Origin of the sequence: Pseudomonas sp. UBA3153, from assembly GCF_002364635.1 — a bacterium.
Taxonomy (GTDB): Bacteria; Pseudomonadota; Gammaproteobacteria; order Pseudomonadales; family Pseudomonadaceae; genus Pseudomonas_O; species Pseudomonas_O kuykendallii.
The window spans coordinates 60,955-81,191 of record NZ_DEYR01000097.1 but is presented as its reverse complement, the minus strand read 5'-3'; the positions used below and the strand labels follow the sequence as shown (position 1 = coordinate 81,191).

The 20,237-nt window shown below is 66.5% G+C and carries 20 protein-coding genes and 2 pseudogenes; 7 read left to right on the top strand and 15 right to left on the bottom strand.

The genetic code is table 11. From position 1 onward, the window contains the following. Positions 1–5: 5 nt before the first annotated feature. Positions 6–956 (bottom strand): aldo/keto reductase, encoded by a 951-nt coding sequence (locus tag B2X67_RS20025; protein ID WP_286786575.1) that lies wholly within the window; start codon positions 954–956, stop codon positions 6–8. Between the two features lie 195 nt (positions 957–1,151). Here B2X67_RS20025 and B2X67_RS20020 point away from each other — a divergent pair, with 195 nt between their 5' ends. Then, positions 1,152–1,946 (top strand): SDR family NAD(P)-dependent oxidoreductase, encoded by a 795-nt coding sequence (locus B2X67_RS20020; RefSeq protein WP_286786574.1) that lies wholly within the window; start codon positions 1,152–1,154, stop codon positions 1,944–1,946. 153 nt (positions 1,947–2,099) lie between these two features. On the opposite strand, the gene B2X67_RS20960 is transcribed toward B2X67_RS20020, so the two are convergent. From B2X67_RS20960 to B2X67_RS20005, 4 genes and pseudogenes are all read right to left on the bottom strand, one after another. Further along, positions 2,100–2,825 carry a methyl-accepting chemotaxis protein gene (locus B2X67_RS20960; RefSeq protein WP_390896892.1) on the bottom strand — a complete coding sequence of 242 codons (726 nt, stop codon included), beginning with the start codon at positions 2,823–2,825 and terminating at the stop codon, positions 2,100–2,102. A 135-nt stretch (positions 2,826–2,960) separates the two neighbouring features. Then, a pseudogene (locus tag B2X67_RS20955) lies at positions 2,961–4,013 on the bottom strand (Cache 3/Cache 2 fusion domain-containing protein); the annotation flags it as partial. Between the two features lie 259 nt (positions 4,014–4,272). Continuing rightward, on the bottom strand, positions 4,273–5,235 hold the full coding sequence (locus B2X67_RS20010; protein ID WP_286786572.1) for a D-2-hydroxyacid dehydrogenase family protein: 963 nt from the start codon (positions 5,233–5,235) through the stop codon (positions 4,273–4,275). 25 nt (positions 5,236–5,260) lie between these two features. Further along, entirely contained in the window at positions 5,261–6,385 is a 1,125-nt protein-coding gene (locus B2X67_RS20005) for a metallophosphoesterase (RefSeq protein WP_286786571.1), read from the bottom strand. A 153-nt stretch (positions 6,386–6,538) separates the two neighbouring features. Between B2X67_RS20005 and B2X67_RS20000 the strand changes: the two genes are divergently transcribed. Then, on the top strand, positions 6,539–7,441 hold the full coding sequence (locus B2X67_RS20000) for a LysR family transcriptional regulator (RefSeq protein WP_286786570.1): 903 nt from the start codon (positions 6,539–6,541) through the stop codon (positions 7,439–7,441). Positions 7,442–7,476: 35 nt separating this feature from the next. Here the strand turns inward: B2X67_RS20000 and B2X67_RS19995 are convergent, their stop codons facing one another. Then, positions 7,477–8,358 carry a LysR family transcriptional regulator gene (locus tag B2X67_RS19995; RefSeq protein ID WP_282342341.1) on the bottom strand — a complete coding sequence of 294 codons (882 nt, stop codon included), beginning with the start codon at positions 8,356–8,358 and terminating at the stop codon, positions 7,477–7,479. A 115-nt stretch (positions 8,359–8,473) separates the two neighbouring features. On the opposite strand from B2X67_RS19995, the gene B2X67_RS19990 reads away from it, so the two are divergent. Further along, entirely contained in the window at positions 8,474–8,884 is a 411-nt protein-coding gene (locus B2X67_RS19990; protein WP_286786569.1) for a DoxX family protein, read from the top strand. Positions 8,885–8,941: 57 nt separating this feature from the next. Here the strand turns inward: B2X67_RS19990 and B2X67_RS19985 are convergent, their stop codons facing one another. The 4 genes from B2X67_RS19985 to B2X67_RS19970 all read right to left on the bottom strand — a co-directional run bounded on the left by B2X67_RS19985 (position 8,942) and on the right by B2X67_RS19970 (position 12,208). After that, positions 8,942–9,067, bottom strand: coding sequence for a hypothetical protein (locus B2X67_RS19985; RefSeq protein WP_273229089.1), 126 nt, complete (start codon positions 9,065–9,067; stop codon positions 8,942–8,944). Between the two features lie 72 nt (positions 9,068–9,139). Next, positions 9,140–9,367: a PLD nuclease N-terminal domain-containing protein gene (locus B2X67_RS19980; RefSeq protein WP_286786568.1), complete on the bottom strand. Its 228-nt coding sequence runs from the start codon at positions 9,365–9,367 to the stop codon at positions 9,140–9,142. 75 nt (positions 9,368–9,442) lie between these two features. Further along, a complete protein-coding gene (locus B2X67_RS19975; RefSeq protein WP_286786567.1) occupies positions 9,443–11,206 on the bottom strand; it encodes a thiamine pyrophosphate-requiring protein in 1,764 nt (587 codons plus the stop codon). Positions 11,207–11,332: 126 nt separating this feature from the next. Further along, entirely contained in the window at positions 11,333–12,208 is an 876-nt protein-coding gene (locus B2X67_RS19970; RefSeq protein ID WP_286786566.1) for a DMT family transporter, read from the bottom strand. Between the two features lie 453 nt (positions 12,209–12,661). Between B2X67_RS19970 and B2X67_RS19965 the strand changes: the two genes are divergently transcribed. Further along, the gene (locus B2X67_RS19965) at positions 12,662–13,474 is read left to right on the top strand and encodes an outer membrane protein OmpK (protein WP_282342329.1); all 813 of its coding nucleotides are present in this window, start codon (positions 12,662–12,664) and stop codon (positions 13,472–13,474) included. An 81-nt stretch (positions 13,475–13,555) separates the two neighbouring features. On the opposite strand, the gene B2X67_RS19960 is transcribed toward B2X67_RS19965, so the two are convergent. Further along, positions 13,556–16,072: a bifunctional diguanylate cyclase/phosphodiesterase gene (locus B2X67_RS19960; RefSeq protein WP_286786565.1), complete on the bottom strand. Its 2,517-nt coding sequence runs from the start codon at positions 16,070–16,072 to the stop codon at positions 13,556–13,558. Positions 16,073–16,240: 168 nt separating this feature from the next. Next, entirely contained in the window at positions 16,241–16,573 is a 333-nt protein-coding gene (locus B2X67_RS19955) for a putative quinol monooxygenase (RefSeq protein ID WP_282342325.1), read from the bottom strand. 394 nt (positions 16,574–16,967) lie between these two features. Here B2X67_RS19955 and B2X67_RS19950 point away from each other — a divergent pair, with 394 nt between their 5' ends. Beyond that, a complete protein-coding gene (locus tag B2X67_RS19950) occupies positions 16,968–17,900 on the top strand; it encodes an AraC family transcriptional regulator (protein WP_282342323.1) in 933 nt (310 codons plus the stop codon). Between the two features lie 75 nt (positions 17,901–17,975). Here the strand turns inward: B2X67_RS19950 and B2X67_RS19945 are convergent, their stop codons facing one another. Further along, positions 17,976–18,401 (bottom strand): organic hydroperoxide resistance protein, encoded by a 426-nt coding sequence (locus B2X67_RS19945; RefSeq protein ID WP_286786564.1) that lies wholly within the window; start codon positions 18,399–18,401, stop codon positions 17,976–17,978. 199 nt (positions 18,402–18,600) lie between these two features. Continuing rightward, a complete protein-coding gene (locus B2X67_RS19940; RefSeq protein WP_282342319.1) occupies positions 18,601–19,050 on the bottom strand; it encodes a MarR family winged helix-turn-helix transcriptional regulator in 450 nt (149 codons plus the stop codon). A gap of 416 nt (positions 19,051–19,466) precedes the next feature. Between B2X67_RS19940 and B2X67_RS19935 the strand changes: the two are divergent. Beyond that, positions 19,467–19,598 (top strand): annotated as a pseudogene (locus B2X67_RS19935) (general stress protein); the annotation flags it as partial. A gap of 46 nt (positions 19,599–19,644) precedes the next feature. Then, the gene (locus B2X67_RS19930) at positions 19,645–19,791 is read left to right on the top strand and encodes a general stress protein (protein WP_376747774.1); all 147 of its coding nucleotides are present in this window, start codon (positions 19,645–19,647) and stop codon (positions 19,789–19,791) included. Positions 19,792–19,930: 139 nt separating this feature from the next. Here the strand turns inward: B2X67_RS19930 and B2X67_RS19925 are convergent, their stop codons facing one another. After that, positions 19,931–20,221 (bottom strand): DUF6506 family protein, encoded by a 291-nt coding sequence (locus B2X67_RS19925; protein ID WP_090223775.1) that lies wholly within the window; start codon positions 20,219–20,221, stop codon positions 19,931–19,933. Positions 20,222–20,237: the final 16 nt, after the last annotated feature.

Genomic DNA, 20,237 nt, shown 5'->3' with positions numbered 1-20,237 from the left:
GGCGATCAGGCGCCGGTGGCGTTCAGGATCGCCATGTCTTCCCCGTCCAGCTTCAGGCTGACCGCCTTGACCAGGCTGTCCAGCTGGCTGCGCCTGGTCGCACTGGCGATCGGTGCGGTGACTCCGGGCGTGGCGATGAGCCAGGCCAGGGCGACCTCGGCCGGCGTCGCCCGATGCTTCTCGGCGATCCCGTCCAGCGCGGAAAGAATGCGCTGGCCGCGGGCGTCGAGGTACTTCTCGATGTCTTCGCCGCGCGGGCTCTTGCCGAGGTCGGCCACGGAGCGGTACTTGCCGGAGAGGAAGCCGGAGGCGAGGCTGTAATAGGTGATGACGCCCAGGTTCTCCTCGATCACCAGGTCGCGCAGGGCGCCCTCGTAGCCGCTGCGGTCGTAGAGGTTGTACTCCGGCTGCAGCGTGGCGTAGCGCGGCAGGTCATACGCCGCGCTCACGTCGAGGGCCCGGCGCAACTGGCCGGCGTCGTGGTTGGAAGCGCCGATGGCGCGCACCTTGCCTTGCTCGATGAGGCGCTGGTAGACGCCGAGGGTTTCCTCCAGCGGCACCTCGGGATCGAACAGGTGCGACTGGTACAGGTCGATGGTTTCCACCTGCAGCCGCCGCAGCGAATCCTCCACCGCGCGTTCGATCCAGCGCCTGGAAAGCCCCTTGCGGTCGGCGCCCAGTTCCATGCCCACCTTGGTCAGGATCAGCACCTTGTCACGCTTGCCCGGGTTGGCCTTGAGCCAGTTGCCGATGATGGTTTCCGACTCACCGCCCTGGTTGCCGTCAACCCACACCGAGTACATGTCGGCGGTATCGATGGCGTTGAGGCCGGCATCGACGAAGGCGTCGAGCAACTCGAAGCTGGTCTTTTCATCGATGGTCCAGCCGAACACGTTGCCGCCGAACACCAGGGGGGCGATTTCCAGGCCGGAATGGCCGAGAGGACGTTTGTTCATCGTTGGACTCCTTGGAAGAAAGGAAGGAACCGCGCACGGCCGGCGGGTCTCTGAACTAGGTTCGAGCCGAGGATAGCGCAAAGATTCTCTTGCCCGGCCGGAGGACGCCTCCGGCCCTTCCCGGCATTTTCCACGGCGCGGCGCCGGGCATGTTCTGCCGCCGCGGCTCCGCGCCCAGCCACGAGGAGAAGCAGCATGCACATCGATCTTTCGGGCAAACAGGCGGTGGTCAGTGGGTCCACCGGGGGCATCGGGCGGGCTATTGTCGAGGGCCTCGCCGCCGCCGGCGCCCGCGTGGTGGTCAACGGCCGCCATGCGGACAAGGTAGAACAGGCGATCGCCAGGGTCCGCGAGAAACACCCGCAGGCCGACCTGCTCGGTTTCGTCGGCGACCTCGGCAGCGCCGAGGGCTGCGCGGCCCTGCTGGAGAAGCATCCGCACTGCGACATCCTGGTGAACAACCTGGGCGTCTACGGCCCGCAGGACTTCTTCGAGATTCCCGATGCCGAATGGACGCGCTTCTTCGAGACCAATGTGATGTCCGGCGTGCGCCTGGCCCGCGGCTACGTTCCGGGCATGGCCGAGCGCGGCTGGGGACGGGTGGTGTTCCTGTCCTCGGAATCGGCGCAGAACATCCCGGCGGACATGATTCACTACGGCTTTAGCAAGACCGCCCTGCTGTCGATTTCCCGCGGACTGGCCAAGCGCATGGCCGGCAGCGGGGTGACGGTGAACGCGGTGCTGCCGGGGCCGACGCTGTCCGAGGGGGTTGGCGAGATGCTCGCCGAGCAGGTCGAGGAGACCGGCAAGTCGCTGGAGGAAGTCGGTTCCGAGTTCGTCCGCACCCAGCGGCCGTCGTCGATCATCCAGCGCCTGGCGACGGTGGAGGAAGTCGCCAACCTGGTCGTCTACACCTGCTCCACCCAGGCCTCGGCCACCAGCGGCGCGGCCCTGCGCGTGGATGGCGGCGTGATCGACGCGTTGGTCTGAGGCAGGTTGCCGATGAACGATCGCCGAAGGGCGGGCGCCCGCAGCCACTAGCGGCGCTGGCCGTGGCTAACTTGGGTGCGCCGCGCGCACCGATGGGATGACCCCGAACGTCACACCCGCCCGGTGCGCATGGCGCACCGTGGGGGTTGCAGGTCAGCCGTGGAAGCGGCCGATTTCGTGGCGCAGCTCGTCGGCCAGGCGGTTCAATTCCTGCGCGGTTTCCGCCAGGTGGGCGACCACTTCGCGCTGTTCGCTGTTGGCCTGGGCGATGCCCTGCAGGTTGGAGCTCAGCGCGGTGGCGGTGCTGCTCTGCTCGTGGGTGGCGGTGGTGATGGCGGCGAACTGCTCGCCCGCCGCCTCGCTCTGCCCGGCGATCTGCGACAGCGCGGCGCCGACCTTGGCGTTGAGTTCCAGGCCGCCCTGCATCAACTGGCGACCGTGTTCCATGGTGCTGATGGCGCTGCTGGTCTCGCTCTGGATGCTGCCGATCATCCCTGAGATCTGCTCGGTGGCCTCGCGGGTTCGCGCGGCGAGGTTGCGCACCTCGTCGGCGACCACGGCGAAACCGCGGCCAGCCTCGCCGGCGCGCGCGGCCTCGATGGCGGCGTTGAGCGCCAGCAGGTTGGTCTGCTCGGCGATCGAGGTGATCACCCCGACGATGCCGCCGATTTCCTGCGAGCGCTGACCGAGCGTGTCGATCACCGTCGCCGTGCCGTTCAGCGCGCTGGCGATCTGTTCCAGCGACCGCGAGGCCTCGTCCATGCTGCGCAGGCCGATGCGCGTCTGCTGCGCGTTGTCGCTGGCCATGCGCTCCGTCTCGCGCATGTTGTCGGCGATGTTCAGCGAGGTCGCGCTGAACTCTTCCACCGCGCCGGCCATGCTGGCGATCTCGCCGGACTGCTGCTCCATGCCCTCGTAGGCGCCGCTGGACAGCCCGGACAGCGCGTGGGCGCGGCTGCTCACCTGCAGCGAGGCGCTGCGGATGTGCTCGACCATGTCCGCGAGCGCGCTGCCCATGTGGTTGAAGCTGCTCGCCAGTTCGCCGATCTCGTCGTGGCTGCTGACCGTCATCCGCGCGCTGAGGTCGCCGCCGCCGAGGGCGCGGGCCTGCCGGACCAGCTCGCCGAGCGGACGCAGCTTGCGCCGCAGCAGGCCGATCACCAGCGCCGCGGCGATCAGCATCGCCAGCAGGCTGCCGAAGGCCAGCTGGCTGCCGACGTGCCAGGTCACTTCGCGGATTTCCTTCTTCGGCAGGCTGGCGATGACCTGCCAGGGCCCTTCGCTGAAGGGCGCGGCGACGGCGTAGAAGTCCTCGCGGCCGTCGTTGAAGAACTGCCCGCGGCCCGGCTCGCGGGCCAGTTCGGCGGCGCGCGGTGCCAGTGCGGCGGGGTCGTTGGCGCCGGCCGGCGGCACCAGCCATTTGCCCTGTTCGTCGAGCAGCGCCAGCGAGCCGGTCTGGCCGATGCGAAAGCGCGCCAGGTTGGCGAACTGCGCGTTCTGCGCGTCGGTGTAGTCGAAGCCGACGAAGAGCACCGCGATGACCTGGCCGTTGGCGTCGCGCACCGGGGTGTACTGGGTCATGTAGAGCCGCTCGAACAGCGACGCGCGGCCGACGTAGCCCTGCCCGGCGAGCAGGCCCTGGTAGGCCGGGTGGGAGTGGTCGAGCGCCGTGCCGATGGCGCGGCTGCCGTCCTGCTTGCTCAGCGAGGTGGTGACACGGACGAACTCCGCCCCGTCGCGGACGAACACCGTGGCGGCGCCGGCGGTGAGCTGGCGAAACTCTTCGACCAGGGCGAAGTCGTTGTTCAGCACCTGACCGTTCAGATAGAGCGTCGGCGGGGTCAGCGAGCCGACCGCGACCCGCTCGTCCGCGCGCAGACTAAGGCCGCTGGCGAAGCGCTTCTCGAACAGGCTGGCGAGGCGCTGGGTGCTCTCGCGCAGGCTGCCGTGGAAGGTCGCCAGTTGATCGGCGAGCAGGCGCGCCTCGCTGGCCAGGTGTTGCTCTCGGGTGGCGAAGTTGGCGCTATCCAGCGAACGCAGGGCGAACAGCGTGCTGGCACCGATCATCACCACGAGAATGAGGGCCAATGCCACGGCGAGCTGCCAGGCTATGCGGGACTTGGGTTGCGGCATGTGATCTCTCGCTGCGAATGACGGGCGCCGGGGTGCCAGGCACCCTGTTATTCGGCGGGCGGCGAGATTACTTGAGTCCACCACTGCGGTATAGCGACGCACAGGAACGCGGCAAGAAGAGCTCGCAACGCCGGCCCGCCGGGCTACGGCCGCGACGGAGGAGCCCGCCCTGCGATCCCCGGCAACACGTCGATCAGCCGATCACCCGAATCGGCGCGCCCGCGGCCCAGGCCTGGATGTCTTCGATCATCTGGCCGTAGAACACCCGGTAGTTGGCCTCGCTGACGTAGCCGACGTGCGGCGTGGCGAGGACGTTGTCGAGGTGGCGGAACGGGTGATCGGCGGGCAGCGGCTCCTCGTCGAAGACATCCAGCGCGGCGCCGGCCAGACGTTTTTCCTGCAGCGCGGCGATCAACGCCGCTTCGTCGACGATCGGCCCGCGGGCGGTGTTCACCAGGTACGCCGTGGGCTTCATCCAGCCCAGCGCCTGCGCGTCGACCAGGCCCTTGCTGCGCGGACCGAGCACCAGATGCACGGTGAGCACGTCGGCCTGCTCGAACAGGCTGCGCTTGTCGACGTACTCGACGCCCAGCGCCGCCGCACGTTCGGCGGTGAGGTTCTCGCTCCAGGCGATGACGCGCATGCCGAACGCCTGGCCGTAGCCGGCGATGCGCTGGCCGATGGCGCCCAGGCCGAGGATGCCGAGGGTCCTGCCGTACAGGTCGCGGCCCAGCCCGACCTGCCAGCCGCCGTTGCGCAGCGAGGCGGCCTCGGCCAGCAGGTTGCGTCCCAGCGCCATGATCAGCGCCCACGTCAGTTCCGGCGCCGCCTGCTTGTAGCTGTCGGTGCCGCAGACCTGGATGCCGCGGCGCGTGGCGCTGGCGAGGTCGATGGCGGCATTGCGCATCGCCCCGGTGACCAGCAGCCTGAGGCGCGGCAGGCCGGCCAGCAGGGCGTCGTCGAAGCGGGTGCGTTCGCGCATCACGCAGATCACCTCGAACGGGGCGAGCCGCTCGATCAGCGTGGCGGTATCCGCCGGGTAGTCGTGCAGGAAGCTCAGTTCGCCGATGCCCTCGAGCACCGACCAGTCCACCACGTCGCGGGCCACGTCCTGCCAGTCGTCGATCACCGCGATGCGCACCTTTGCCGAACTCATTGCTCACCTCTCGCTCAGGGAAAAATTACCGCCCGCTGGCGGCGGTCAGGCTGATCCGGGTGATCTCCGACGGCGCGCCGAAACGCAGCGGCGGCCCCCAGTATCCCGTGCCCCGGCTGATATAGACCTGCAGCGTGCCGAGCCGGTGCAGGCCGGCGACCCACGGCTGCTGCAGCCGAACGAAGTGCATCCACGGCCAGAACTGACCGCCGTGGGTATGCCCGGAGAGCTGCAGGTCGAAGCCGGCATCCAGCGCCGCCGGCGCCGAGCGCGGCTGGTGCGCCAGCAGCAGGCGGACGACGCCCTCGGGCGCGCCCTCCAGCGCGGCGAGCGGATCGCTGCGGTGGCTCGGTTCGTACATGCCCGCCGAATAGTCGGCGATACCGGCGAGCACCAGTTCGGCATCGTTCTGGCGGATCAGCGCATGCTCGTTGAGCAGCACCGTCAGGCCCAGGCGGCGCAGTTCGGCGATCCAGGCCGGCGCGCCGGCGTAGTACTCGTGATTGCCGGTGACGACGAACGTACCGTGCCGCGCCCGCAGGTCGGCCAGCGGCGCGATGTGTTCGCGCAGCTGCGCCACGCTGCCGTCGACCAGGTCGCCGGTGATGGCGATCAGGTCCGGCTTCAAGCCGTTGGCGCGCTTCACCATCGCCTCGATGTAGCCACGGCGAATGGTCGGGCCGACGTGGATGTCGCTGAGCTGGACGATGGAGAAACCCTCCAGCCCGGCGGGCAGGTTGAGCACCGCGATACTGACTTCGCGCACCGCCGCCGTGCGCCGCGCGTTGAACAGGCCGATCAGCGTGACCAGCGCCACGCCGAGTAGCACCGCTTCGGCGGAGTGCTCGGCGAAGCCGGCCGGGTCGTGGCCGATCAGCACCAGCACCGCCACCACCAGCGCGCGCAGCAGCGAGAACACCGCCAGGCAGGAGAAGATTCCCATCAGCATCAGCCCGCTCCAGCCGAGCCAGCGCCAGCGCAGCCCGGAGGCGCGAAAGCCCAGCGGCAGCAACGCACAGGACGCCGCCAGCAAGCCCCAGGCGAGGAGGCGTCCCGGCAGTTCCAGCGGCAGGTAGGGGATCAGCGAGGCGCCAACCAGCAGGTGCAGCACGAACAGAATGGAGAACATGGTCAGACGCGAACGCAGCATGGGCGCGAATACCTCAACGCAGACGGAGTGGGGCATAGAGTCGCACGTCGCGAGCCGCGGCGGCAGCGCAAATCGCCGCCGCGCGCGCCCGGTTAGCCGGTGAGCGCCGAAGGATGCCACCATGTGCGCCTCCATCGCCGGCCCGGGCCCGCCATGAAAGTCCATTCCGAAGAACTACAGCACTTCGTCGCCGTCGTCGAAAGCGGCTCCCTCAGCGCCGCCGCCCAGCTTCTTGGCCTGACGCCCTCGGCCCTCAGCCGCTCGCTGTCGCGCCTCGAGCAGAAGCTCTCCACCACACTGCTCAACCGCACCACGCGGCGCATGGAACTGACCGAGGAAGGGCGCTTCTACCTGGAAAACGCCAAGGCCATCCTGCAGCAGATGGAAGCGCTGGAAGAGCGCCTGTCGCTGCGCCGGCAGACGCCCTCGGGTCGCCTGCGCATCGACGCCGCCTCGCCGTTCATGCTGCACGCGGTGGTCCCGCACATCGGCGAGTTCCGTCGCCTGTACCCGGACATCCAGCTGGAATTGAGCAGCAACGACCTCAACATCGACCTGATCGAGCAGCGCACGGACGTGGCCATCCGCATCGGCACGCTGAGCGACTCGACCCTGCACGCCCGCCCGCTGGGTGCCGCGCCGCTGAACCTGGTGGCGAGCCCCGACTACCTCGCCCGCCACCCGGCCCCCACCTGTGCGGAAGCGCTGCGCGAGCATTCGCTGATCGGCTTCACCCAGCCGGAAAGCCTCAACCTCTGGCCGCTGCTTCACGACGGCGGCAACCAGTGGCCGATCACCCCGACCATCGCCGCCTCCAGTGGCGAGACCCTGCGTCACCTGGCCCTCGCGGGCCAGGGCATCGCCTGCCTGGCCAGCTTCATGAGCGACGCCGACATCGCCGCCGGGCGCCTGATCCGCCTGCTCCCCGAGCACATGAGCGACTACCGCCAGCCGATCCACGCGGTGTACTACCGCAACTCGCAACTGGCGCTGCGCATCCAGTGCTTCCTGGATTTCATTCAGGAGCGCCTGCAACCGATTCGTCGGCCGCGCTGACGTGCCACCACCCTTCTGAAGCGCATCGCCCTCGGCTACGCGGCGAACGCGTCCCTCAGGTAATCGACGAACGCCTTCACCACCAGCGACGACTGCCGGTGCTGCGGGTAGACCGCGTAGACCTTGCTCTGCGGCGGGCCGAAGCGTTGCAGCAGCGGCACCAGCCGGCCGTCGGCGAGGGCTTCGCCGATGATGAAGGTGGGCAGGCAGGCGATGCCCAGGCCGGCGATGGCGGCGTCGCGGATCAGCTCGCCGTTGTTCACCCGCAAACGGCCGCTCAACGGAAAGCCCTGCGCCTTGCCGGCGATCTGGTAACTCCATTCGACGTTCTTGCCGTGCCCGTAGAGCAGGCATTCGTGGTCGCGCAGGTCGGCGGGGGTCTGAGGTGCGCCGCGCTCGGCGAGGTAGCCCGGGCTGCAGCAGGTGACGATTTCCAGCGGCGCGATCTGCCGGGCGATCAGCGAGGAGTCCGCCAGCACGCCGATGCGCACCGCCATGTCGTAGCCCTCGCCGAGCAGGTCGACGGCGCGGTCGTTCAGGTCCATCTCGATGCTGACCTGCGGGTATCGACGCAGGAACTCGGGGATCAGCGTGCTCAGGTGCAGGGTGCCGAAGGACATCGGCGCGCTCAGGCGCAACGAACCGCGCGGCGCGGTGCTCTGCTGGGCGATGGCCTGCTCGACGTCGTCGACGTCGCTGAGAATGCGCTTGGCCCGCTCGTAATAGGCGTGGCCGAGGGTGGTGACGTCCAGCTTGCGCGTGGAGCGGTTCAGCAGACGCACGCCCAGGCGCTCCTCCAGCGCCGCCACCCGCCGGCTTACGAACTGCTTGGACAGGCCGAGGGCGTCGGCTGCCGCGGTGAAGCTCCGATTGTCGAGCACGCCGACGAAAATGCGCATGTCTTCGAGCTGGCTCATTGTCCCCTCCAGGTGGACGATTTTGCGCAGTTCAGGTGATTTTTGCGCAGTCAGCGAAACAGTAACCTATCTCCAGGGTGCTGAACACGGCGCCACTTACTCAGGAGCATTCACCATGAACACCTCGTCCCAAGCCATTTCCTCCCTCGTCGGTCGCGTTCTGCTCAGCGGCCTGTTCCTCTTCAGCGGCGTCGGCAAACTCGCCGCGCCCGCCGCGACCAAGAGCTACATCGTCGCCGCCGGCCTACCGTTGCCCGACCTCGCCTACCTCGGCGCATTGCTAGTGGAAATCGGTTTCGCCCTGGCCCTGCTGATCGGCCTGCGCACCCGCCTGGTGGCCCTGGCGATGGCGCTGTTCAGCGTGGCGACCGCGCTGGTCTTCCACAGCCAGCTCGCCGACCAGAACCAGCTGATCCATTTCCTGAAGAACTTCGCCATCGCCGGCGGGTTGCTGCAGGTGGCCGCCTTCGGTGCCGGCGCCTTCAGCCTGGATGCCCGGCTGCAGAAGCGCCCTGCCCTGGCCTGATCCGACGCGCACAAAAAAGCCGGCTGATGCCGGCTTTTTCGTGTACGTGGTTGCGGATCACTCCGCCCCCGCCGGGATCGGGTCGCGCTTGAGTCGTTCCAAACGCTCCTGTTCCTCGGGCGTGCTATGCGCCGGAATGCCTTCGGCCGGGTCGTTTTCGTCACGTTCTTCGTCGTCGTTCATGGTGCCTCCAAAGGTTTCAGGGATGCAGACAGGTCGATCGAGGCGGCAGGCCGGGATTGGGGGCAATCCTGATCAACCCTTGCTGTGCTCCGGTGAGCTGGGGGCTTCGGTGACGCCGCGCGGTCCGGCCACGCCCCAGGCGATCAGGCCCAGCACCGGGAAGACGGCGATCGCCAGCGTCCAGAGAAACTTCGCGCCGGTACTGGAGGGGCTCTTGAACACGCTGACGATGGCCCACAGGTCGAGCGCGATGACCACCACCGCGGCGAGGATGAAGACGAGCATGTTGGCTTCGATCATGGCTAAGGTCCTCGAACAGGTCTCCTGATTGGGGCCGCGCCCCGTCGCCATCGGTTCCGGCGCGGCGCCGAGCGGTCATTTCAGGATCTGCCTGGCGCTCTGCTTGATCATCGCCCAACGATCCGGATCGCTGCGCAGTGCGCCGAGGAAGTGCCTGGCCTGCTCGAATTCGATGTGCGGCGGCAACGGCGGCACATTGGGATCGGCGACGAACTCGATGAGCACCGGCCGGTCGGCGGCGAAGGCCTCGCGCCAGGCATCGGCGACGGCCTCCGGGGAGTCCACGCGAATCCCCCTGAAACCGAGCATCTCGGCATAGCGCGCGTAGGGGAAGTCGATCACGTCCTGCGCCGGGGCGAACTTCGGATCGCCGCCGATGGCGCGCTGTTCCCAGGTCACCTGGTTGAGGTCACCGTTGTTCAGCACCAGCACGATGAAGGTCGGGTTGCTCCAGCGCTTCCAGTACTGCTGCACGGTGACCAACTCGGCGTTGCCGTTCATCTGCATCGCGCCGTCGCCGACCATGGCGATCACCGGACGTTGCGGGTGCGCCATCTTCGCCGCGATGGCGTAGGGCACGCCGCTGCCCATGCTGGCCAGCTTGCCGGACAGCGAGCCCATCATATTGCCGCGCAGGCGCACGTCGCGGGCGTACCAGTTGGTGTGCGAGCCGCTGTCGCCACAGAGAATGGCGTCGTCCGGCAACTGCGCGGACATCTCCCAGAACACCCGCTGCGGGTTCAGCGGATCGGCATCCTGCATCGCCTTGTCTTCCAGCTCCGCCCAGGATTCGGCGACGCTGCGCTCGACGCTCTTGCGCCACGCGCCGTGGGCCTTGGGCTGCAGAAGCGGCAGCAGGCGCGCCAGGGTTTCCGCCGAGTCGCCGAGCAACGCCTGCTCGATCGGGTAGCGCATGCTGATGTTGCGCGCGTGCAGGTCGATCTGCACGGCCCGCGCCTGGCCTTCCTTGGGCAGGAACTCGGCGTAGGGGAAGGTCGAGCCGACGATCAGCAGCGTGTCGCACTCCTTCATCAACTGGTAGCTGGCGCGGGTGCCGAGCAGGCCGATGGAGCCGGTGACCCAGGGCAGGTCGTCGGGCAGCGCCGCCTTGCCCAGCAGCGCCTTGGCGACCCCGGCGGACAACGCCTGGGCGACCGCGATCAGTTCGTCGCGCGCACCCAGCGCACCGGCCCCGGCGAGGATCGCGACCTTCTCCCCGGCGTTGAGAATGTCCGCCGCCGCCTGCAGGTCGGCGTCGCGCGCATAGGGCCGTGGCTCGATGAAGCCGACGCCGGAGAGCACGTTGGCATGCTTGTGCGGCGGCGACTCCACCGCCGGCATCTGTTGCACGTCGTTGGGGATGATCACCGTGGCGACGGACTTCTCGGCCATCGCCACGCGCAATGCGCGGTCCAGCACATGGCGCAGCTGCGCGGGGGTGACCACGGTCTCGACGTAGGCGGACACGTCCTTGAACAGGGTGTGCAGGTCGGTTTCCTGCTGGTAGTCGCTGCCCAGCGAGGTGGACGCCTGCTGGCCGACGATGGCGAGCACCGGCATGTGATCGAGCTTGGCGTCGTACAGGCCGTTGAGCAGGTGGATGGCGCCGGGCCCGGAGGTGGCGAGGCAGACACCCACCTGGCCGGTGAACTTGGCGTGCGCGCCGGCCATGAAGGCGGACATTTCCTCGTGGCGCACACGCACGTAGTCGAAGTCCTCGGCATGCCGGCCCATGGCCCCCATGATGCCGTTGATGCCGTCTCCGGGGTAACCGAAGATCCGCTCAATGCCCCATTCGCCCAGGCGTTCCAGCAGGTGATCGCCGACCGTCTTGCTCATGATGCCTCCTCGACAGGATGGAACCGCCGCGCCGGGGAAGGCGCGGACGAAAAAAAAGCTCCTGTCAGGAGTGACTGGCGGGGCGCGCCATTAGTTGCAGCGGATGCCGCGAGTGGAAGGCGCCGCTCAGCGGCGGTGGCGCCAGGCGGCGGCCAGCCCGCTGAGGCAGATCACCAGGATACCGAGCATCGCCCCGGAATCCGGGGTGTGGCCGAAGAACAGCATGCCGATCAACCCGGCGAAAACGATCTGCAGGTAGCTGAACGGCGCCAGCATCGCCGGCGCGGCATGGCGAAACGCCTGCGTCATCAGCAGGTGGCCGCCCATCCCGCAGGCGCCGAGCGCGATCATCAGCAGCGCGTGGCCAAGCTGCGGCGTCTGCCAGAAGAACGGCAGCGCCGCGCTCATCAGCAGGCTGTTGAGCAGGCCGGTGAGGAAGTTGCTGGTGGTCGGACTGTCGGTTTCCGAGAGGCGCCGGGTGATCAGTTGATAGAAGCCGAAGCAGAACGCCGAGCCCAGCGGCAGCAGCACCGCGGGCGTGAACAGCGCGCCGCCGGGACGGATGATGATCAGCACGCCGACGAAGCCGCAGATCACCGCCGCCCATTGCCCGCGGCTGACCTGTTCCTTGAGCAGCGGCACCGACAGCGCGGTGACCAGCAACGGCGCGAGGAAGTTGACCGCCGTCGCCTCGGCCAGCGGCAGGTAGTGCAGCCCGGCGGTGAACAGCAGCGAGCAGCCGATCAGGCACAGCGCCCGCGCCGCCTGTAGCCCCGGCCGCTTGGTGCGGATCACCAGCAACCCGCTGCGCGGCACGAACACCACCAGCATCAGCAGCGTGTGCACCACGTATCGCGCCCAGACCACCATGACGATCGGGTAGAAACCGGCCAGGTATTTGGAAACGGCGTCGTGGCTGGAGAACAGCATCACCGCGAAGCAGATCAGCAGGATGCCGCGAACCGGTTGGTTCATGCCGGGGAACGTGGTGGTGGAACTCATCGGAAAGACCAGACGGTTGATGCGCAGCGATGGGCGCGAGGTCGCGTAAGGGGTGTGACGAAACTATAGAGCAGCCCGACACCTACGTTCGTCGTGCCGAAATGAACCGTTGCGGTGCCTTTGCGACGCCGCCTGCACGCTGCGGCGCCCCAAGGCTGCCGTCTCGGCCGGGCGGCCGCCCCAAATTAAAGCAGAACTTGTCCTCACGGTCAGAAAACCGCGCACCTACTGTTTTCCTCGGCTGCCGGGAGGGTATCGCCGGAATACTGGCTATCTGCTGTTTATCCTTGGAAAATAGGGACTTAAAAATAGAACAGGCTGTTCCGAACGGATTCTTTGGCGGACGGGCGAGAAACAGGACGGCTCTTGGCTTCGTTCTTGCTAAATCGCCTCAAGCCTGACTGAACGGACAGGTTATTAGATCGATAATTTTTGCACCGGGAGCCAACACCGATGAAACGTACCCTTACCTCTCTGATCGTTGCAGGCGGACTTCTCGCCGCAGGCCAGGCCATGGCCGACGGCCCGCTGCTCTGGCAGGGAAACAGCCTCACCTATCTGAATGGCCATGACTACAAGGTCAACCCGGGCATTCAGCAGACGGTGACTTTCGAACACGCCAGCGGTTGGACCTGGGGCGATATGTTCATGTTCGTCGACTGGATCAACTACAACGGTGAGGCGGACAGCGGTCAGGGCAACAGCACGTACTACGGCGAATTCTCGCCGCGTCTCTCCTACAGCAAGCTGAGCGGCAATACCTTCTCCTTCGGCCCGGTCACCGACGTGCTGCTGGCCGCCACCTACGAGCGTGGCGAGAACCGTAATCGCAACTACCTGCTCGGCCCGGGCTTCGACCTGGCCATCCCTGGTTTCGATTACTTCCAGCTGAACTTCTACTACCGCAAACCCGACGGTATCACCGGTGTTCCGTCCGGCCAGTGGCAGATCACCCCGGCCTGGTCCTACACCCTGCCGGTCGGCGACTCGGACATCCTGATCGACGGCTTCATCGACTGGGTGGTGAACTCCAAGGGCTCGGAATCCAAGGGCGATTACGTGTCCAAGAACCTGCACATCAACCCGCAGATCAAGTACGACCTGGGCAAGGCCCTCAACATGGGCGAGAAGAAAGTCTATGTCGGTATCGAATACGACTACTGGAGCGACAAGTACGGCATCAAGGACGGCGGCTTCGTCAGCGACAACTTCGTCGGCAAGACCGACCAGAACACCTTCAGCGTGATCGCCAAGGTGAACTTCTAAGCGCCTGACGCTTCCACCCGCCCGGCGGGTGGCCGTATCCGGACTGCCCGCGCGATGAGAATCGCGCGGGCAGTTTTCGTTTCAGGGGTTGCTGCGCAGGGCCTCGCGGAACGCCTCCGCCACCATCGGCCGGCCCAGATAGAAGCCCTGCGCCTCCTCGCACTCCACCTGCAGCAGAAGGTTCAACTGATCGGCCGTTTCCACGCCCTCGGCCGTCACCGTCAGGGTCAGCGCCTTGCCCAGGCCGACGATCGCCTGAATGATCGCCAGGCTGTCCTCCGAGTCGGACAGGTCGCTCATGGAGCTGCGGTCGATCTTCAGCCCGTCGAAGGGGAACGCGCGCAGGTAGCTGAGCGACGAATAACCGGTGCCGAAGTCGTCCATCGACAGCCGCACGCCCAGGGCCTTGAGCTGCAGCATGGTCTGCAGCGCGCCCTCGGCATCGTCGAGCATCACGCTTTCGGTCAGCTCGAGTTCCAGTTGACCAGGCGGGAAGCCGGTTTCCTCGAGCACCGCGCGGACCCGTTCGACCACCTCGCCACGCTTGAACTCGATGGGCGACAGGTTGACCGACACGAAGGCCGTGCTCGGCCAGGAGCGTGCCTCCAGGCAGGCGGTGCGCAACACCCAGTCGCTGAGGGGAACGATCAGCCCGGTCTCCTCGGCGAGCGGGATGAACACGTCGGGCGCCAGCCGTCCGCGCTGCGGATGCTGCCAGCGCACCAGCGCCTCGGCACCGGCGATGCGTTGCCCATCGACCCGGTAGCGCGGCTGGAACTCCAGCCGCAGCTCGCCATCGCGCAGCGCGTGGCGCAGGTCCTGCTCCAGCAAGCGGCGCTCGACGACCCGCTCGTTCATGCCGCTGGCATAGAAGCGCCAGGTGTCGCGCCCGGCTTCCTTGGCCTCGTAGAGGGCGATGTCGGCGTAACGCAGCAGCTCTTCGGCCTGGGTGCCGTCGGCGGGCGCCAGCGCGATGCCGATGCTGGCACCGATGAACACCTCGTTGTCGTCGATCATGAAGGGTTGCTGGATGCGCGCGAGCAGCCGCCGGCACAGCCGTTCGACCTCGTACTGGGAAGAGATGCCGGTGACGATAAGGGTGAACTCGTCGCCCCCCAGGCGAGCGACCAGATCGCCCTCGCGCAGGCACTGGCGCAGACGGGCCGAGACCTCGTTGAGAACGCGGTCGCCGGCGGCGTGGCCGAGCGCATCGTTGACCGGCTTGAAGCGGTCCAGGTCGACGCTGAGCATCACCAGCGGATGCTCACGGGTCGGCGAAGCCTGCAACTTGCCGTCGAGGAATTCCTGCATGCGGCGGCGGTTCGGCAGGCCGGTCAGCGCGTCGTGCTGCGACAGGTGCTCGATGCGCGCCCGCGCCTGGATCTCCTCGGTGATGTCGGCCGCGGTGCCGCGATAGCCGGCGCTTCCGGAAATCCGCCGCAGCGAGAGGGAACAGGCGCGCTCCAGTCCGTCGCCGGCGACGTATTCGCATTGCAGGACGCTGCGGCTGCCCGGACGCGGTGTGTGACCGTCGAGCCAGGCGGAAACCGAACCGGCCGCGCTGGTCAGCAACTCGTCGATCGGGCGCCCGAGCCAGGCTTCGCGGGAATGCCCGCTGACCTCTTCAAAACGCTCGGACAAGTAGGTCAGGCGATGCTCGTCGTCGATTTCCCAGATCCAGTCGGAGGCCGCTTCGGCGACCTGGCGGAAGCGCTCCTCGCTGTCGGCCAGCGCCGCGCGCCCTGCCTGCAGGCTGGCGTAGCTGAGTTCCATCGCCCGCGCCGCGACGAGCGAGCGGCGCAATGCGACCACCGTCAGGCCGACGATCAGCACACCGGCGCTCACCAGCAGCGGCAGCACCAGCGAAAGAAGGTAATGGCCCGGCTCGGTGGCTTCCCAGCGCAGCTGCAGCGCGCCATCCTGCACCGGCAGTGCCAGGTTCGGCTGGGCCTGTCCGTCCGCTGCATCCCGGGCCAGGCGCAGCCCATGGATGCCGTAGTCGTCGCCCAGCACCTGCAGTTCGCCGTCGCTGAGGGTGTCGACGAACAACAGCACCGAGGCCGGCCCCGGCACTTCGGCGACCTCCGGGTCGCCGCCGGTGGTCAGGGCCGCCGCGGCGACCAGCGTCGGGCGCCCATCGACGCGCAGGTAGCGGCTGGCGCTCTCGCCCAGCTCGGCGCTTTCGCGCGCGGTTGCCACCAGGTCGGACAGGTCCTGCTGCAACCATTGGCCGGCATCCAGCGACCGTCGCAGCTTGCCGTCGATCACCGCGTAAGAGGTTCTGCCATAGGCGTCAACGACGAACAGCGCTTCGCAGCCCTGGTCGTCGAACAGCGTCGGGCCCAGGTTCTGCCGGGTGTAAGCCCAGTCCAGGTCGAGTTTCACATGGAGGTTGCGATAGGCATCGCCCCAGAAGGCGTTGTCCATCACCGACGCCTGCAGGCGCTTCTTGCGATTATCCAGCGCCTTCTTCACATAGAAGAGGCTCTGATCGCTCGCGGCCTGGTTCTGGCTTCGCGCGATAGTAATCAGGGCAATACTGGCCGCGACGAACAGAGCCAGCAGCAGGGCGGAAATCCAAAGCAGCGATCGTCGCACGCGAAGCGAATTTGCAGCGGAAAAAGCGGACTCGCCTGGCGAGGAAGAAGCGGTCGACATCGGAAAACCCACGGCGCTCTACTAATTGGCGCCAGTATCCTGTCATACGATGACCCGAAGGAGAACATTCATTCTCCGAAACCTGCCCCCGGCCGTCTCCCGCCGGTATCAGGCAGCGCAGCGCTGGGCCGCTTCCTGCGCGGCGAAAGTGCCTTCCAGCGTGCGCAATTCCAACTCGCGCGCACTGCAATTGTCGATGATCGTCGAGAACACCTGCGCCTGCGGCGAGCCAAGGTAGCTCATCAGCGCATCGCGCGACGACCACACGGCGTGGACCAGCCACAGGTCTGTGTCCCCGGCGTCGCGCTGCACCGCGCAGTGCAGGCAACCCGGCGCCGCGTGCGCGGGCTGGAGCAGCGTCGAGAGCTGGGCGCCCAGCTCATCCGAGCGTCCGCGACGGGAACGGATGAGGGCCAACTGGGTAACGGTCTGGTCGAACATGCTGCGGTCCTCCCGATGAGGGCGATAGGGCTTTGTTGTCATAGGCCGGGCGGGTGCCGGGCGCGACACCTGGGCGGCATCGCTGGAACGAGGGGAGAGGAAGGCCGGCACCGGCTCGATAGCCTATGACCTGAACCGGGAGACGGCCTTGGTGTGAAGCCTAGGCCCCGGCAAGCGCCGGCGGGTAGTCGATTCCTGCTGGTTTATTGCCTGAAACTGTCAGCGCGTCCGCCTGACGTTCGCCATCGGGCTTTGGCGCCGGATAAATTCCTGGGCGCCCCCGATTGCCTGATCCTGCTCATTGGTTGTCCGTTTCTGCCGCCCGAGCGGCGTCGGGCAGACGCGCGCGAACGCGCGGGATAAGCTTGCGAAAAGCCCTTCGGGAGGTTCGAACATGTCGCTGCCCCACTCCTCCAATTCGCCCTTGCCGCTGGAGATCGAAACCCGCCGCACCGAGCTAGCCGACCTGGTGATGCGCCATGTACCCGGCGAAGGCGTCCACACCACTGGAATTTCCAAGCTCGACCTGATCCGCGGCGACCAGCCGACCGAGCATTCCACGCCGGCCCTCTATGAACCCTGTCTTTGCCTGATCGCCCAGGGCCGCAAGCAGGCCTGCCTGGGGGAGGAGATCTATTTCTACGACCCGCTGCATTACCTGATCGCGTCCGTTTCCCTGCCGATTTCCGGACGGGTGATCGAGGCGTCGCCGCAGGAGCCCTACCTCTGCGTGCGACTTTCGCTGGACCTGGCGCAGATCACCGAGCTGATCGCCGAAACCGGCATTCCGCAGCCGCCCCGCTCGCAAAGCAGCCGCGGATTGTTCGTCGAGCGTGTCGACTCGTCGCTGCTGGATGCGATGTCGCGTCTGCTGCGCCTGCTGGAAACACCGGCGGACGCGCCGACGCTGGCGCCGCTGATCATCCGCGAGATCTACTACCGCCTGCTGCGCAGCCCGCAGGGCGCGCGCCTGCAGGAAATCGCCATCGTCGACAGCCAGGCCCACCGCATCGCCCGCGCCATCGAGTGGCTCAACCAGCACTATCACAAGCCGCTGCGCATCGACGACCTGGCACAGGTGGTCAACCTCAGCTCGTCGACGCTGCATCACCGCTTCAAGTCGGTCACCGCGATGAGCCCGCTGCAGTACCAGAAGCAGCTGCGCCTGCAGGAAGCCCGGCGCCTGATGATCACCGAAGGGCTGGACGCTTCGGCCGCCGGCTACCGCGTGGGCTACGAGAGCGCCTCGCAGTTCAGCCGCGAATACAGCCGCCAGTTCGGTGCCCCGCCGCTGCGCGACCTGGCGCGCCTGCGCACCTCGGCCTGACGAATCGCAGGCGAAAAAAAAGCCGCCACGGAAGGTTTCCGTGGCGGCTTTTGTCGTTACCGCAGCGAGACGGGCTCAGACCAGCGTGAGGGTCACGTCGATGTTGCCACGGGTCGCGTTCGAGTAAGGGCAGACGATGTGCGCCTTCTGCACCAGTTCCTCGGCCTCCGCACGTTCCAGCCCCGGCAGGGTGATCTTCAGCTCGACCTCGATGCCGAAGCCGGTGGGGATCGCGCCGATGCCAACCACGCCTTCGATCCAGGTGTCGGGCGACAGCGCGTGCTTGTCGCGGGCGGCGACGAACTTCAGCGCACCCAGGAAGCAGGCCGAGTAGCCGGCAGCGAACAGCTGCTCGGGGTTGGTGCCCTGGCCGCCGGCGCCACCGAGCTCCTTGGGCGTGGCCAGGCTGACGTCGAGCACGCCATCGGAAGAGACGGCGCGGCCATCACGGCCACCGGTGGCATCGGCATAAGCACGGTAGAGAACGTTTTCGATCGACATGGTGTATTTCCTTTTCAAGAGTGGGGTCAGGTGCAGGCGCCCGTTGGCGTCGCGGTAGACGGACGGGCGCGAGCAACCGGGGTACTCCTGCTCTGTAGCGCAAATCAGATCCGTGGAATTAAGTTAGCTCGCATTTATTTTGCGCGCAAGTTATTTGTCGAAAAATTTGCCCAGACAGAAAAAACCCGCCGGCGGCGGGTCAGAGGACGTTTCGGAAATGGCTTCGCAAGGTGACCAGCTGGTCCTTCAGGGCGACCAGTTCCTCCACGCTCTGGCCGCTGGCCTCGACGATGCAGAGCGGGAACGCCTCGGCCTGCTTGCGCAGCGCCCAACCCGCTTCCGTGACATGCAGTTCGACCACGCGCTCGTCGCTGCTGCTGCGGGTGCGCGTGATCAGCCCGATGCCTTCCAGGCGCTTGAGCAAGGGCGTTACCGAGCCGGGGTCGGTCAGCAGTCGAGCGCTGAGATCGCCGACGGTGATGCCATCGCCCTCCCACAGCACCAGCATCGCCAGGTACTGCGGGTAGGTCAGCCCTACCGCCTGCAGCAGCGGCTTGTAGATCTTGGTCATCAGCAGCGAGGTGGAATAGAGCGCGAAGCACAGCTGGTTATCCAGCTTCAGTTCCTCGCAGGCATCGGTCCTGGACATGGCGGAGTCCTCCGTTCGACGGCGATAACGTTAACGCGCAAAATGATTCTGCGCCAGTTATTGCCACCAAAGTACACCTATTCGGGAGCCTCTAGTGCAGGCATTCAAACGAAGCGGTGTATCGAAAAACACACTCGAAAGTTGCGTCGAAGTTCAACGCGGAGCGATCAATCGAGCACCGTGCTCCATCGTCGAGACAACATAAAATGCAACGTGTGCGCCAACAGATAATTGCAAAAAGCCACCCCTGATTAATTCATGGAAAACCATTCGTCAGTGTTCCATGGATATGCGACTGAACGCCGAACTAGTTGGCGAAAGTGGTCTCAGAAAAAGTGCAAGCCGATGGTAATGATTCTTGAAGTCAGCGTTCTAGCGACGGAGGAAAACCCTTTATGGCTACCCCGCACAGCAACCCCGGAAACTTCGCCAACAACCGCGAGAAGGCCGCCGAAGCGGGCCGCAAGGGCGGCCGCAACAGCGGTGGCAACTTCGCCAACGACCGGGAACGCGCTTCCCGAGCCGGTCGCAAAGGCGGCTCGAACTAGGCGGGCGGAACCACCGGAAACCCCTCAATCGATGAAGGAGTGCAGCATGGCTCATTCGAATCCTGGCAACTTCGCCAATGACCGCGAAAAAGCGGCAGCCGCCGGGCGCAAGGGCGGACAGAACAGTGGTGGCAACTTCGCCAACAATCGTGATCGGGCGTCTGAAGCCGGTCGCAAGGGCGGCTCCAGGTAACTTCGGAGCAGCGCAGCACTTATCGCGCAAACTATCGAGTCGCGGCGATCAGCGTATTGAACTTAATCGCACCTACAGATGCAGAAACGGGAAAGTTGCCTGAGCGACTTTCCCGTTTTCATATAGCAAGAGCTGCTCGTTAGCCCACGGCACTCAACGGCGGCGCATCCAGATACTGCACCAGCCCCACCCTCGCCCGCCCCTGCAGCGCCTGGCGAACCTGCTCGGCGTCCCGCATATCGAAGCCGCCGGACAGCTCGATCACCTGCACATGCCGGGTGAGCAGCTCTTGGGCAACCATGACCGCCTCCTCGACGGTCCGCACCGCGCATACGGCGATTTCGAACTGCTCCGATTTCAGGCGCCCCTGATGGGCGAGGAAGTCCATGTCGGGCGTCTTGACGATGAATCCATAGCGTTGTTGCAGCATGCACTGTTCCTCCAGG

Excerpts from the sequence above, each read along its gene's own strand:
- B2X67_RS20025 (WP_286786575.1), bottom strand. The coding sequence starts at position 956 with ATGAACAAACGTCCTCTCGGCCATTCCGGCCTGGAAATCGCCCCCCTG.
- B2X67_RS20020 (WP_286786574.1), top strand. The coding sequence starts at position 1,152 with ATGCACATCGATCTTTCGGGCAAACAGGCGGTGGTCAGTGGGTCCACC.
- B2X67_RS20960 (WP_390896892.1), bottom strand. The coding sequence starts at position 2,825 with ATGGCCGGCGCGGTGGAAGAGTTCAGCGCGACCTCGCTGAACATCGCC.
- B2X67_RS20010 (WP_286786572.1), bottom strand. The coding sequence starts at position 5,235 with ATGAGTTCGGCAAAGGTGCGCATCGCGGTGATCGACGACTGGCAGGAC.
- B2X67_RS20005 (WP_286786571.1), bottom strand. The coding sequence starts at position 6,385 with ATGCTGCGTTCGCGTCTGACCATGTTCTCCATTCTGTTCGTGCTGCAC.
- B2X67_RS20000 (WP_286786570.1), top strand. The coding sequence starts at position 6,539 with ATGAAAGTCCATTCCGAAGAACTACAGCACTTCGTCGCCGTCGTCGAA.
- B2X67_RS19995 (WP_282342341.1), bottom strand. The coding sequence starts at position 8,358 with ATGAGCCAGCTCGAAGACATGCGCATTTTCGTCGGCGTGCTCGACAAT.
- B2X67_RS19990 (WP_286786569.1), top strand. The coding sequence starts at position 8,474 with ATGAACACCTCGTCCCAAGCCATTTCCTCCCTCGTCGGTCGCGTTCTG.
- B2X67_RS19985 (WP_273229089.1), bottom strand. The coding sequence starts at position 9,067 with ATGAACGACGACGAAGAACGTGACGAAAACGACCCGGCCGAAGGCATT.
- B2X67_RS19980 (WP_286786568.1), bottom strand. The coding sequence starts at position 9,367 with ATGATCGAAGCCAACATGCTCGTCTTCATCCTCGCCGCGGTGGTGGTC.
- B2X67_RS19975 (WP_286786567.1), bottom strand. The coding sequence starts at position 11,206 with ATGAGCAAGACGGTCGGCGATCACCTGCTGGAACGCCTGGGCGAATGG.
- B2X67_RS19970 (WP_286786566.1), bottom strand. The coding sequence starts at position 12,208 with ATGAGTTCCACCACCACGTTCCCCGGCATGAACCAACCGGTTCGCGGC.
- B2X67_RS19965 (WP_282342329.1), top strand. The coding sequence starts at position 12,662 with ATGAAACGTACCCTTACCTCTCTGATCGTTGCAGGCGGACTTCTCGCC.
- B2X67_RS19955 (WP_282342325.1), bottom strand. The coding sequence starts at position 16,573 with ATGTTCGACCAGACCGTTACCCAGTTGGCCCTCATCCGTTCCCGTCGC.
- B2X67_RS19950 (WP_282342323.1), top strand. The coding sequence starts at position 16,968 with ATGTCGCTGCCCCACTCCTCCAATTCGCCCTTGCCGCTGGAGATCGAA.
- B2X67_RS19945 (WP_286786564.1), bottom strand. The coding sequence starts at position 18,401 with ATGTCGATCGAAAACGTTCTCTACCGTGCTTATGCCGATGCCACCGGT.
- B2X67_RS19940 (WP_282342319.1), bottom strand. The coding sequence starts at position 19,050 with ATGTCCAGGACCGATGCCTGCGAGGAACTGAAGCTGGATAACCAGCTG.
- B2X67_RS19930 (WP_376747774.1), top strand. The coding sequence starts at position 19,645 with ATGGCTCATTCGAATCCTGGCAACTTCGCCAATGACCGCGAAAAAGCG.
- B2X67_RS19925 (WP_090223775.1), bottom strand. The coding sequence starts at position 20,221 with ATGCTGCAACAACGCTATGGATTCATCGTCAAGACGCCCGACATGGAC.